Source organism: Leisingera sp. M527, assembly GCF_025141525.1.
Taxonomy (GTDB): Bacteria; Pseudomonadota; Alphaproteobacteria; order Rhodobacterales; family Rhodobacteraceae; genus Leisingera.
On sequence record NZ_CP081039.1, the window covers coordinates 88,589 to 100,596 of the forward strand.

Genomic DNA, 12,008 nt, shown 5'->3' on the forward strand with positions numbered 1-12,008 from the left:
CTCCCAAAATCAGCTGTTCATCCAGGGCAGCTTGTCGAGATCGACATTGCCGCCGGTGACAATCAGGCCCACGCGTTTGCCCGCGAAGGCATCCTTGTTTTTCAGAATGGTAGCGAGCGGCACCGCTGAGGACGGCTCCATCACGATCCGCAGGTGCTTCCAGATCAGCTTCATCGCATCGATGATCTCCGCGTCCGACGCGGTGTAGATCTCGCTGACGTGGTTGCTGACGAAGTGCCAGGTCAGGTCTTTCAGCGGCACCAGCAGCCCGTCGGCAATGGTCTTGGGCGCATCATCGGCGATGATGTAGCCCGCCTTGAAGCTGCGGTAGGCGTCGTCCGCCTGTTCCGGTTCCGCTGCGATCACCTGGGTTTCCGGCGCCAACGTCGACAGTGTCAGGCAGGTGCCCGAGATCATGCCGCCGCCGCCGATGGGGGCCACAACCATGTCCACACCGTCGGTCTGCTCCACAAACTCCTTGGCGCAGGTGCCCTGCCCCGCAATGACGCGGTGGTCATTGTAGGGATGCACGAAATCGCCGCCGGTCTCCGCTTGCACCTTGGCAAAGGTCTCCTCGCGCGAGCTGGTCGAGGGCTCGCATTCGGTGATCTTGCCGCCATAGCGGCGCACGGTGTCCTTTTTGGCCTGCGGCGCGGTGCGCGGCATCACCACGTTGCACGGGATGCCGCGCCGCATTGCGGCATAAGACAGGCAGGAGGCATGGTTGCCCGAGGAATGCGTCGCCACGCCTTTTGCGGCCTGCGCCTCATCCAGCCCGAACACCGCGTTGCTGGCGCCGCGCACCTTGAAGGCTCCCGGCTCCTGAAAGTTCTCGCATTTAAAGAACAGATCAGCGCCGGTCAGCTCATTCAAATAGGCCGAAGTGCGCACCGGCGTGCGCCGGATATGCGGCTGGATACGCTCATGCGCAGCCAGCATGTCCTCGTAAGTGGGGATATACATAGCGGTATCCTTCATTACGCGGCGGCCTTGGCGCTGGCGCCGGTGTTGCCGCGGTAATAGTCCTGCGCCGCCGCCACGCCGGAACCCAGCTGGATATTCAGGCCCAGGTCGGCCATGACCATCTCGGCGGTGGCAATGCCCGACAGCGCCATCACATCGGTCAGGCTGCCCAGATGGCCGATGCGGAACACCTTGCCCGCGACCTCGCCCAGGCCGGTGCCAAAGGCGACGCCGTATTTCTCGGCTGCCAGGCTCACAAACTTGTTGGCATCAAAGCCCTCCGGCGTGCGGATGGCGCTGACGCTGTCAGAGCAGACATCCGGCGACACGGCGCACAGTTCCAGCCCCCAGGCGCTGACCGCAGCGCGAACGCCTTCGGCAATTCGGTGGTGCCGGGCAAAGACATTCTCCAGCCCTTCGTCCAGCAGCATACCACAGGCCATGTTCAGACCGTTCAGCAGGCCGACAGAGGGCGTGTAGGGATAGGCGCTGTTGGCATAACCGGCGGCCATATCCTTGATATCAAAGAAGGTGCGCGGCAAAGTTGCGGTCTCGGCAGCCTTCATAGCCTTGGGGGAGAAGCCGACAATGGCCAGGCCAGGCGGCAGCATGAAGCCCTTTTGCGAGCCGGTGACGGCAATATCGACGCCCCATTCGTCCATCCGGAAGTCCATCGAAGCGATTGAGGACACGCCATCCACAAACAGCAGCGCCGGGTGGCCAGCGGCATCCAGTGCCCGGCGGACGGCGGCGATGTCGGATTTAACGCCGGTTGCGGTCTCGTTATGGGTGGCCAGAACCACCTTGATTTCGTGGCCCTTGTCGGCGGTCAGGATTTCCTCGTAGCGGCCGGCTGGAATGCCCTCGCCCCAAGGGGTCTCAACAACCTGAACATTCAGCCCGTGACGCTGGCACATGTCGATCCAGCGGTGGCTGAACATGCCGTTGCGGGCCGCCAAAATCTTGTCACCTGGGTTCAGCGTGTTGGTGATCGCGGTTTCCCAGCCGCCGGTGCCGGTCGACGGAAAGACGAAGATTTCGGCGGTCTCGCTTTTCAGAACCTTCTTCACGCCGGCCAGTGCCGGATGAAGAATCTGACCGAACAGCGGCGAGCGGTGGTCCAGCGTCGGCATGTCCACTGCTTTGCGCAGCACTTCGGGCATATTGGTCGGACCGGGGATGAAAACCGGATTTTGAAAGCTCATTTTGTGCCCTCCTGTGGCGATTTCCTTCACTGTAAGAGAGAGCCGTGCGTGGAGATACTTTTTTGAAAAACGATTTCAAAAGATTGTTCGCAGCGATTTATCCATTAAAAAACAAATCATTGCATTTTTTCACTGTACAGAACTGATTTTCAGTTTTATCCATAAGCTGCTATTTGAATTGCCCAAGAAGACCTGAAAATGCCTCAACCGCCACGCCGCAAAGGCCGCCCGAAAAGCTTTGATTCCGCCAGCCAGCCAGCCACGATCCAGTCGCTGGACCGGGCGCTGGATGTGTTGGACGCGTTGGCCGGCGCCAACGGCATGACACTGACAGAACTCTCTTCCGCGCTGGATCAGTCGGCGGCCACCATGTACCGGGTACTGGCAACCCTGGAGGCGCGCCAGATTGTCGAAATGGAGCCGCAGTCGCAGACCTGGCACATCGGGGCGATGGCGTTCCGGCTCGGCTCCGCCTTCCTGCGCCGCTCCAGTGTGATCGAACGGGCACGGCCGGTGATGCGGGAGCTGATGGAGGCCACTGGCGAGACCTCTAACCTCGGGATCGAACGCAATGGCGATGTGATGTTTGTGAGCCAGGTGGAAACGCATGAATCGATCCGTGCTTTCTTCCCCCCGGGAACGACCTCCCCAATGCACGCCTCCGGCATCGGCAAGGCGCTGCTCAGCTGTTTCGGAGAGGACCGTCTGGTCCGCTTTCTGCGCGGCCGGACGCTGGAGAGGTTCACGGCGAAAACGCTCACCTCAGCGGATGCCCTGCGTGCTGACCTCACGCAGATCCGCACCCGCGGCTGGTCTTTTGATGATGAGGAAAAGGCGCCGGGAATGCGCTGCGTTGCGGCGCCGGTTTTTGGCATGCAGGGTGAAGTGCTGGCGGGGATTTCCATTTCCGGCCCAACCGCGCGGATGCCGGACGGCGGCATCAACGGCATCGGCGCCCTGGTAAAGGACGCCGCTGAAAAACTGTCATATGGATTGGGCGCGCCTGCAACTGCGGAAACCCCGCCCGGCTGAACAGCCGGGCAGCGCCCGGGCATATATCAGGGCCGGGCGCTCCCGCCGCCGCTCAGCGCAGCGGCGCCAGCGGCATGTGCCGGTTCACATCCTTATACAGCAGATAGCGGAATTTGCCCGGGCCGCCCGCATAACAGGCCTGCGGGCAGAAGGCACGCAGCCACATGTAATCGCCGGCCTCAACCTCGACCCAATCCTGGTTCAGCCGGTACACCGCCTTGCCCTCCAGCACATAAAGCCCGTGTTCCATCACATGGGTCTCGGCAAACGGGATCACCGCACCGGGCTCGAAAGTCACGATCGTTACATGCATGTCGTGGCGCAGATCGTTCGGATCGACAAACCGCGTTGTTGCCCATTTGCCTTCGGTCCCTGGCATCGGGGTCGGATCGACGTGCTTGTCGCTGGTGATAAATGCTTCCGGCGCGTCGAGTCCCGCAACCGGCTGATACGCCTTGCGGATCCAGTGGAACCGGACCGGCGCATCGCCATTGTTGCGCAAGCTCCAATTGGCATGCGGCGGCAGGAAGGCATAGCCGCCCTCCTCCATTTCATGCGCAGTGCCGTCAATGGTCAGGGTCATCGCACCTTGCACCACAAACAGCACCGCCTCAGTGCCCGCTTCGGTTTCGGGACGATCACTGCCGCCGCCTGGCTGAACCTCAGCGATATACTGCGAAAATGTTTCGGCAAATCCGGACAATGGCCGTGACAAGACCCAGAACCGGGCCTTGTCCCAGAACGGCAGAAAACTGGTCACGATGTCGCTCATCGTGCCTTTGGGGATCACCGCATAGGCCTCGGTGAACATCGCGCGGTCGGTCAGCAGCTGGGTCTGTGGCGGCAGCCCGCCCTCCGGTGCGTAATAGGATCGTTTGGTCATGGGCTGCCTTTCCTGCTGAACTGCTGCCACATTGATAGCGGCCTGCGCCACGCAACCGAACTTAATTCCGTATCAAGAATGCTTGAAGGATTGTTTTGGTATTTTTGAAGACGCAGGCTGCCCTATCCGCCCCCGCCGATATCCTCCGGCGCGATGGAGACGGTCTTGACCACAGCAAAGCACTCCACTCCCGCCTCCAGCCCCAAGGCCTGGGCGGAACGCCGGGTGACCCGGGCCAGCACCCGCCCGGCGGGCGTTTGCAGCGAGACCATGGCCCCCGGACCGCCGCCAGTGCGGACATGCTCAATCGTGCCGGGCAGAATGTTAAGCGCCGAGAGACCTTCGGGGCGCTGACGTGACAGGATCACCTCATGCGCCGAGATCCTGACCCGTACCACACTGCCCACAGCTTTTGCGATCTGCGGCAGGAACAGCGGGACACCGCCCGCGTCGAGTTCTGTCAGCCCGTCGTTGTGGTGACTGGCAACACATGCCTCCAGCAGCGCCCCGGCGGCCCGAACCCCTGCGGGCATGACGGCAGAGTCTCCCAGCACCTGCGCCGCGGTTCCTTGCCGCTGCACCTTGCCGTCCTGCAGCACCACAACCGTGGTGGCCAGCCGTGCCACTTCCGCTGCAGAGTGGCTGACATAAAGCATCGGAATGCCGATCTCGTCGCGCAACCGCTCAAAATAGGGCAGGATTTCCGCCTTGCGCGCCTCATCCAAAGCTGACAGCGGCTCATCCGCCAGGATCATCCGCGGCGCCGCCAGCAACGCCCGGCCAATTGCAACCCGCTGCTTCTCGCCGCCTGACAGCAGCCCGGGACGGCGCTGCAGCAGAGGGCCAATGCCCAGCATCTCCACAACCCGGTCCAGGCTCTCCCGCTTGGCACCCCGCGGCGCAAACCATTGCCCGAACGCCAGGTTCTGCCGCACCGTCAGATGCGGGAACAGCCGGCCCTCCTGAAACACATAGCCCATGCGGCGCTTGTGCGGCGGCAGCCAGTGCCGCTGTGTGGTATCAAACAGCACCTCCCTGTCCAGAGCCACCCGCCCCTGATCCGGACGCAACAGGCCGGCCACCGCCTGTATCACGGTTGTCTTTCCGGTTCCGGAGCGGCCGAACAGCACGGTGACACCTGGTGGCGCCTCGAATTGCACATCCAGCCCGAACCCCGGCAGCGCATGCCGTAGCGAGACAGTCAGCATCAGCGTCCCCCTGCCCGGTCAGCAACCCTGCGCGCCAGCAGTTCTGACAGCAGCAGCGCAGTCAATGCGATAGCAATCGACACCAGCGTCAGCCGCAATGCTGCGGTCTCACCGCCTGGCACCTGCAGGAAAGTGTAAATCGCCGACGGCAGGGTCTGCGTCTGTCCCGGAATGCTTGAAACAAAGGTGATTGTGGCCCCGAATTCCCCCATTGCCTTGGCAAACCCCAGCACGGTGCCGGCAATCAGCCCCGGCAGGATCATCGGCAGGGTGACAGTGGCAAAGCACAGCGCCCGCGAGGCACCCAGCGTCGCGGCAGCCTGTTCCAGCTTAGGGTCCACCGCCTCAATCGACAGGCGGATCGCCCGGACCATCAGAGGAAAGGCCATAATACCCGCCGCCAGCGCAGCGCCAGTCCAGCGGAAAGCAAAGACGATACCAATCTGCTGTAACGCGCCGCCGATTGGTCCCTTGGTGCCGAACACCATCAAAAGCAGATAGCCGGTCACCACCGGCGGCAGGATCAGCGGCAGATGCACCAGGCTGTTCACGAGCTGCTTGCCGGGAAACTGCCAGCGTGCCAGCGCATAGGCCACAAACACCGCCAGCGGCAGCGCGGCCAGTGTTGCCCACAGCGAGACGCGCAGTGACAGCATCACTGCCTGCCACTCCTCGGGACCCAGCCATGCGGCCTCAGCGTTCACGGATCAGGCACTCCGAACCCGTGGCGCAGAAAGATGCCGCGGGCCGCCGGGCTGCGCAAATAGTTTAAGAACGCCTGGGCCTCAGCCGCATTGCCGCTTGAGATTGCCGCGGCGGGGTAGATGACCGGGGGATGGCTGTCCTCGGGAAACACCGCAACCACTGTGACATTGCTGCCTGCAGCAGCGTCCGAGGCATAAACCACGCCCATTGGCGCTTCGCCCGATGCGACCAGCGCCAGCGCGGCGCGCACATTGGCGGCCTGGGCGGCTTTGGACACAACAGAGGGCCATTGCCCCAATGTGGTCAGCGCGGCTTTGCCGTAGATCCCGGCCGGCACCGCATCGACCAGCGCCATGGCAAGCCGGTTTTCCCCCAGCAGCGCACCGAGGTCGGCGGTTTCCAGGTCCATCGGCGCGGCATCTGCTCCATGAGCGATCAGAACCAGCCGGTTTGTCAGCAGATCCAACCGTGAGGCAGGAACAATCAGCCCGTCTTGCTGCAACACGTCCATCCATCCGGGATTGGCTGAGATGTAGACATCCGCCGGGGCGCCAAGCTGGATCTGCCGTGCCAAAGCCGGGGAGCCTGCGTAAGACAAAGCGGCGGACCGGCCGGTTTCAGCCATGTAGGCTGCTGCGGCCTCATCCAGCGCTGTTTTGGTGCTGGCTGCGGCGAAGACCGTGATCTGTGCCTGCCCCATGGATGCCAAGCCCAAAAGCAAGGCGACAGGCATCAAAAGGCCCCGCCAGGCTCCAGGCGGAACCAGGAATGCCAAAACTGCAGCCTGGATTGTCGTCATCACTCTTAGGACCTACCTCTGCAGGCAGGCACGGGCAAACGAAAATTTCGGATGCCCAAGCTGTTCCTTGCCGGCGGTCTAAGTCAGAAAAGGTCGACCGCACCTGCACTTCCGCCTGCCGGAGCCGGGGCCGGAACCGGCCGTGCGGCGGCGCGCTGCTCCAATTCGCCGAGCTTGCGGTCGTCCTTCACATGGGTCTGCTGGGCTGCGCCAGAGCACGCATGGAACCGCACCCGGCGTGCCGAGGTGCCGCCAACACTGGATGAGATGCAAGGGATGCCTTCATCCCGCAGGAACCGCTGCACAAAATCGGCATTGGCCGCGCCGATATCCGACAGATTTGCGGACATCTTGGCGCCGCCGAACACTTTGACCTTCAGATTGGAACGGATTGCCCCCTTCTTCAGAACGCCGTTGATCAGAAGTTCCATCGCATGGATGCCGTAACGGGCATTGGCTGCGCCGCCCTGACGGGCGTTGGCGAGCAGAAAATGATTCATTCCGCCCACTCCGTTTTCCGGATCGTAAATGCAGGCCGCGATACATGAGCCGAGCACCGTTGAAAACACGATCTTCGGATCTGTGGCAACCCGGTATTCCCCCTGCAGAACCGTTACAGACTTTGAGTTGGCGAAAACAGTGGTCAATGTTTTGGTTCCTTCCTGTGGTGCGTTCAGGCTTTGCTCGCCTGTAGCAGTGTGCTGGCCATCTGCGGCAGCGGCACCTGCTTCTGTGCGGCGCCGATATCCCAGGCGACCCTGGGCATCCCGTAGACAACCGAAGACTTTTCGTCCTGGGCAAATGTTTTCGCGCCGGCCTTGCGCAATTCCAATAGCCCCCTGGCGCCATCCTGGCCCATGCCGGTCAGGATGGTGGCCACGACCTCCCTCCCATATGGCACGGCAGAGGTGAACAGAGCGTCAACAGACGGAGTATGTCCGGAAATATCAGGCCCTTCCTTCATCCGCAGGCGCAGTGGTTTGCGGCTGCTCAGCCCCATGTGGCGGCGCTGGCCTGCAGCAATATAGACATAGCCCGGTTCCAGCGTTGTTCCGTCTTCGGCAGCACGCACCCGCGCCGGGCACAGCCGGTCAAGAAGCGACACCAGGCCGGATCCGAAATTCTTGCCGGTATGCTGCACAATCAGCGTCGGCGGGCAGTCAAAGGGGAAGCCGACCAGAATGCTGCGCAAAGCTTCGACACCGCCGGTAGAAGACCCGATCAGGATCAGCTTCTTGCTGGCAGCTGCTGCGGCAGAGGGCCGGGCAGCGGATGCACCCGGGGCCGCACGGGCGCTGCGCCGCGGCGCATTGATCATCATGTCGAAATACTGGGCAAACTGGCTGGGATGATCCGCTTTTGTCAGTTCGAAGATGCCCGCCCCGACATCCAGCAGCGGCGAGGATTTTCTGGCCGGCGTCGCGCCTTGAGTGTCCATGACGGCCACCCATCGGGTATCCATGGCGGAAAACAGCGCCATCATCATTTCGAATTCAGGCAGTTTGGAAAAACCGTCTTCCACAAAAGCAAAAACCGGTTGTGCGGCCTCTGCTTGATTGTAGGCCATCATCAGATTGTTGGCCAAGAGAACCTTCATGCCGGGATAGGCAGATTCCATGTAGCTTTGCAAATTCCGGGCAAAGCTGCGGTCAGTGGTAATGATCAATAAGTTTCGCGAAGACAATGGGATCCCCAGTCAATTTGCAATGCCCTCAGAATTGCAGGCACAGGTTGACATGTGTGAAGGCGCCGCAACCAAAGCCGCGGCGCCTTCGGTGTGTGTTTAAAAGTCTTGCCATAGATCGCGCGCGGCGTTGCCGCTTGCGGCCGCGGCGGCTGGCACCGGGCTGGCTTCAATCTCCCAATCGGCCTCGCCATGTGCCGAGGGCGCAGGTTTGGCCGCCGGAGCGGCGGCACGGGCCGGAGCGGGTGCTGCGCTGCCGCCGGCCACACGGAAATGGGCGACCAGTTCGGACAGCTTACCGGCATCCGTGTTCAGCATGTGCCCGGCCGCTGTGGCTTCTTCCACCATCGCCGCATTCTGCTGTGTCACCTGATCCAGCTGGGTGACGCCGGTGTTAATCTCGTGCAAGCCGGTTGACTGTTCGGCCGCGCCTTCGGCAATGCCGGAGACCAGCTGCGAGATATGGGTGACCTGCTCGACGATGCTTTGGAGCGCCTCGCCGGCCTTGCCGACCAATTCAACGCCGCGATCCACCTGTTTGGAACTGTCGCCGATCAGCGTCTTGATCTCCATCGCTGCATCCGAGGACCGCTGCGCCAGCGCCCGCACCTCGCTGGCGACCACGGCAAAGCCCTTGCCTGCCTCGCCCGCCCGCGCCGCCTCAACGCCGGCGTTCAGCGCCAGCAGATTGGTTTGGAAGGCGATGTCGTCAATCACCGAGATGATTTGCGAGATGTGGTTCGAGGACTGCTCGATCTCGGTCATTGCGGATACGGCGCTTTGCACAACTTCCCGGTTGTTCTCAGCTTCGGTCCGGGCCTCGGCCATGGTGCTTTCAACGCTGCGGGCGCCTTCGGCGGCGGATTTCACCGACGCAGTCAGCTCATCCAGCGCCGCAGCTGTCTCTTCCAGCGTAGCCGCCTGGCTTTCGGTGCGGTGCGACAGGTCGTCCGACGCCTGGCTGATCTCAGCGGCGCCATTACGGATGCTTCCCGAGGCTTCAATCACCTGCCGGACGGTAGAGCTGAGGTTGCTGACAGTGCTGTTGTAGTTCTCCCTCAGCTGTTCATACTCCTGCGGAAACGCGTTCTTGATCGGCTGGGAAAAATCGCCTTCGGCCAATTGCATCAGCCCGGCGCTCAGGCTTTCGACAACATCTTGCTGCTGCCGCTGCATTTCTGCGCGTTCCTCTTCCGCGGCACGGGCCAGTTTCAGGTCGTCCTGCATTGAGACAAGGGTTTTGCCGATCTTGCCGATTTCATCGCTGCGGTTTGCGGCTTCGATATCGGTGTCGAGATTACCGGACGACACGGCTTCCATATTGTTGCAGATCCGGTCGATCGGCCGGGTGATGGAGCGGGCGAACAGCCAGCCGAAGAAGGACATGCCAGCCGCACAGATCACTGACGCAAGAAGCAGCATGTTGCGTTTCTTGACCGCCGGAGCCATCAATTCGGCCCAGTCCTGTTCGGCAATGATGGCCCAGTTTGCGAATTCCAGCGGCAGCGGCTCGGAATAGGCGAGTACCGGATGTCCGTTCAGACCCGGAACGTCTTTCTGCACATGGGCTTCACCATCAAAGGCTGTTGTCACCTGCTCGGTCGAAGGCAATTGAGAAAGCACTTCGAAACCGCCGTCAAACCGTGATCTGGTCCGCGCTTTCATGTCAGAGCCTGCCAGGTAGATCTGTGTGGTCTGCCCCAAGCCTTGCTCATTGTTGACAATGGCCCCCAGCAGATTCACCGGAATCTGAACTGCAAGCACGCCGACCGTCAGATTGGCGTCGTTTACAACTGGCGCCGCAGCAAAGGCCGCGGCTGCGCCGGCAGAAGGCGCATAGGGTTCCAAATCGGCAAAGAACACTTCGCCGCGGCTGCCTTCCAGGGCAGAGCTGTACACTTTTGCCAGGCCTGAGTCTTTGTACGGGCCGGTCATCATGTTGGTTCCGAAATCACTTTCCTTGAACACCGAATAAACGATGTCCCCGGCCAGATTGATCAGAAAGGCATCATAGTAACCCTTGCTTTCGATCAAAGTCTTATACGCCGGATGAAAGCTTTCGTGATGCATGTGATAAGGTGAGTCACCTTTTGCACGCGCCAGCAGATGTTTCTGACCAAGCGGATTCGGGTTGTCGTCAATGTAGGCCTGACGCAGGATCTGTCCCGGATTTCCGTCCAGATCGTTCCAAGTCATCGTCAGCCATTCGATCGCGGTTGCAGTCGACGGCACGGCGGCCAGGGTCTGCACATCCGCATGGATTCCATCCAGCAGTGTCTGTACCGAATACTTCCGGTCCGCCACCATGGAGCGGAACTGGTCTTCGGCGTTCTTCTCCGCACTGTTTTGGAAACTGATCGTGCTGATCGTGACGAGAATCGCCGTCACGAGCACACCGAACCCAACAATAAACAGCGGCAATTTATGTGCCAGTTTGAGCGATTTTAGCGCTTTCATTCCGTCCTCCTAAGAGCATTGCGGTCTAGGCTCCCGCAAAAGATGATGTTTCTCAGGATGCGCCGCATATATTAATTTGCGGCTTACGGAGGGGCAGATCCTTCCTGTGGCAAAGCAAAAAGATGCTGATTTCTGCAGCGCAAAAGCGTCATTCCGTAAAGGCCGGGTAAAGATACACGCACAGGCTGCACTTGGATTGCGCTGCTCCCCGGCTGCAGCCGGCAGGTGATTCTCAACGCGTGGCAGCACAAATAAAAATTGACGGGATTTCCCTGGCTGAATTGCACCCGAACTCCTTATGAATCCCCCTCCGTGCGGGTGGGGCGGCAATCAAATGTTAAGGCCCGCCGCATATCAATTGCTTCATCGAACTCGAATTGATCGCCGACAACGGGGGTGCGAATCGCCGACAATGACTACGGAAACGCAAAAACATATTTTGGATCTGCCCAACGCCTTCGCGGAGCTGGATTCGCTGGTCGCCTTTCTTCAAGGGGCACGCTCCAAAGCAGTCGAGGTTGACTGCCGCGGCGTTGCCTTGATGCCCTCGCGCTGTCTGCAGCTTCTGCTTGGTGCAGAGCAGCAGTGGCGGTCCGAGGGGGTGGGCTTCTCAGTCACCAATATAACCGAACCCTGCCGCAAGTCCCTGACGCTTCTGGGGCTGGAGCCCAACCGTTTTGAAGACGAGGAAACAGCATGAAAACCAAAGTTCTGGCAATCGACGATTCCCGCACCATCCGGAATCTTCTGGCCGCGACCCTGGAAGAGGCCGGATTTGAATACCACTGCGCGGTTGATGGCCGTGAAGGTGTAGACATGTACCCGGATGTGGATCCGGACGTTGTGATCACCGACATCAACATGCCCAACCTCGACGGTTTCGGCGTGATTGAGGAGCTGCGCGGCACCGGAATAAATTCCAAGGTGCCGATTCTGGTGCTGACCACTGAAAGCGCACCTGAACTGAAATCCCGCGCCCGCGGCGCCGGCGCCACCGGCTGGATCACCAAGCCGTTTGACGATGCCTCTTTGATCTTCGCTCTAAAGCGTGTGACAGGAGCTGCGGCCTAAG

At 60.9% G+C, this 12,008-nt stretch carries 12 protein-coding genes; 3 read left to right on the top strand and 9 right to left on the bottom strand.

The genetic code is table 11. The annotated features are described in order from the left end of the window. Window positions 1–9: 9 nt before the first annotated feature. Complete coding sequence (bhcB, locus tag K3555_RS22095; RefSeq protein ID WP_260008735.1) at window positions 10–978, bottom strand: beta-hydroxyaspartate dehydratase BhcB; 969 nt, start codon at window positions 976–978, stop codon at window positions 10–12. Further along, window positions 978–2,168: an L-aspartate--glyoxylate aminotransferase BhcA gene (gene bhcA, locus K3555_RS22100; RefSeq protein ID WP_260008737.1), complete on the bottom strand. Its 1,191-nt coding sequence runs from the start codon at window positions 2,166–2,168 to the stop codon at window positions 978–980. Before bhcA ends, bhcB begins: the two co-directional genes overlap by 1 nt. Before the next feature lie 198 nt (window positions 2,169–2,366). Between bhcA and bhcR the strand changes: the two genes are divergently transcribed. Beyond that, on the top strand, window positions 2,367–3,200 hold the full coding sequence (gene bhcR / locus K3555_RS22105; RefSeq protein WP_260008739.1) for an HTH-type transcriptional regulator BhcR: 834 nt from the start codon (window positions 2,367–2,369) through the stop codon (window positions 3,198–3,200). Window positions 3,201–3,252: 52 nt separating this feature from the next. Here bhcR and K3555_RS22110 read toward each other — a convergent pair whose 3' ends face one another. The 7 genes from K3555_RS22110 to K3555_RS22140 form a co-directional block, all read right to left on the bottom strand. After that, entirely contained in the window at window positions 3,253–4,083 is an 831-nt protein-coding gene (locus tag K3555_RS22110; protein WP_260008741.1) for a bifunctional allantoicase/(S)-ureidoglycine aminohydrolase, read from the bottom strand. 122 nt (window positions 4,084–4,205) lie between these two features. Further along, window positions 4,206–5,291: a molybdenum ABC transporter ATP-binding protein gene (gene modC / locus K3555_RS22115; protein WP_260008743.1), complete on the bottom strand. Its 1,086-nt coding sequence runs from the start codon at window positions 5,289–5,291 to the stop codon at window positions 4,206–4,208. Continuing rightward, entirely contained in the window at window positions 5,291–5,947 is a 657-nt protein-coding gene (gene modB, locus K3555_RS22120) for a molybdate ABC transporter permease subunit (RefSeq protein ID WP_260008856.1), read from the bottom strand. Before modB ends, modC begins: the two co-directional genes overlap by 1 nt. 44 nt (window positions 5,948–5,991) lie before the next feature. Beyond that, window positions 5,992–6,729 carry a molybdate ABC transporter substrate-binding protein gene (modA, locus tag K3555_RS22125; protein WP_260008745.1) on the bottom strand — a complete coding sequence of 246 codons (738 nt, stop codon included), beginning with the start codon at window positions 6,727–6,729 and terminating at the stop codon, window positions 5,992–5,994. 149 nt (window positions 6,730–6,878) lie between these two features. Beyond that, complete coding sequence (locus K3555_RS22130) at window positions 6,879–7,442, bottom strand: chemotaxis protein CheD (protein WP_027260142.1); 564 nt, start codon at window positions 7,440–7,442, stop codon at window positions 6,879–6,881. Window positions 7,443–7,468: 26 nt separating this feature from the next. Continuing rightward, on the bottom strand, window positions 7,469–8,413 hold the full coding sequence (locus K3555_RS22135) for a CheB methylesterase domain-containing protein (RefSeq protein WP_259992941.1): 945 nt from the start codon (window positions 8,411–8,413) through the stop codon (window positions 7,469–7,471). Window positions 8,414–8,578: 165 nt separating this feature from the next. Beyond that, complete coding sequence (locus K3555_RS22140) at window positions 8,579–10,936, bottom strand: methyl-accepting chemotaxis protein (protein ID WP_260008747.1); 2,358 nt, start codon at window positions 10,934–10,936, stop codon at window positions 8,579–8,581. A gap of 412 nt (window positions 10,937–11,348) precedes the next feature. Here K3555_RS22140 and K3555_RS22145 point away from each other — a divergent pair, with 412 nt between their 5' ends. Continuing rightward, window positions 11,349–11,636: an STAS domain-containing protein gene (locus K3555_RS22145; protein WP_260008749.1), complete on the top strand. Its 288-nt coding sequence runs from the start codon at window positions 11,349–11,351 to the stop codon at window positions 11,634–11,636. After that, window positions 11,633–12,007, top strand: coding sequence for a response regulator (locus K3555_RS22150; RefSeq protein ID WP_027260146.1), 375 nt, complete (start codon window positions 11,633–11,635; stop codon window positions 12,005–12,007). Before K3555_RS22145 ends, K3555_RS22150 begins: the two co-directional genes overlap by 4 nt. Window position 12,008 lies beyond the last annotated feature (1 nt).

What these genes read in the sequence shown, in the direction of transcription:
- K3555_RS22145 (WP_260008749.1), top strand. Translation starts at nt 11,349, where the DNA reads ATGACTACGGAAACGCAAAAACATATTTTGGATCTGCCCAACGCCTTC.
- K3555_RS22140 (WP_260008747.1), bottom strand. Translation starts at nt 10,936, where the DNA reads ATGAAAGCGCTAAAATCGCTCAAACTGGCACATAAATTGCCGCTGTTT.
- modB (WP_260008856.1), bottom strand. Translation starts at nt 5,947, where the DNA reads ATGCTGTCACTGCGCGTCTCGCTGTGGGCAACACTGGCCGCGCTGCCG.
- bhcA (WP_260008737.1), bottom strand. Translation starts at nt 2,168, where the DNA reads ATGAGCTTTCAAAATCCGGTTTTCATCCCCGGTCCGACCAATATGCCC.
- modC (WP_260008743.1), bottom strand. Translation starts at nt 5,291, where the DNA reads ATGCTGACTGTCTCGCTACGGCATGCGCTGCCGGGGTTCGGGCTGGAT.
- K3555_RS22150 (WP_027260146.1), top strand. Translation starts at nt 11,633, where the DNA reads ATGAAAACCAAAGTTCTGGCAATCGACGATTCCCGCACCATCCGGAAT.
- bhcR (WP_260008739.1), top strand. Translation starts at nt 2,367, where the DNA reads ATGCCTCAACCGCCACGCCGCAAAGGCCGCCCGAAAAGCTTTGATTCC.
- K3555_RS22110 (WP_260008741.1), bottom strand. Translation starts at nt 4,083, where the DNA reads ATGACCAAACGATCCTATTACGCACCGGAGGGCGGGCTGCCGCCACAG.
- K3555_RS22135 (WP_259992941.1), bottom strand. Translation starts at nt 8,413, where the DNA reads ATGGAATCTGCCTATCCCGGCATGAAGGTTCTCTTGGCCAACAATCTG.
- modA (WP_260008745.1), bottom strand. Translation starts at nt 6,729, where the DNA reads ATGCCTGTCGCCTTGCTTTTGGGCTTGGCATCCATGGGGCAGGCACAG.
- bhcB (WP_260008735.1), bottom strand. Translation starts at nt 978, where the DNA reads ATGAAGGATACCGCTATGTATATCCCCACTTACGAGGACATGCTGGCT.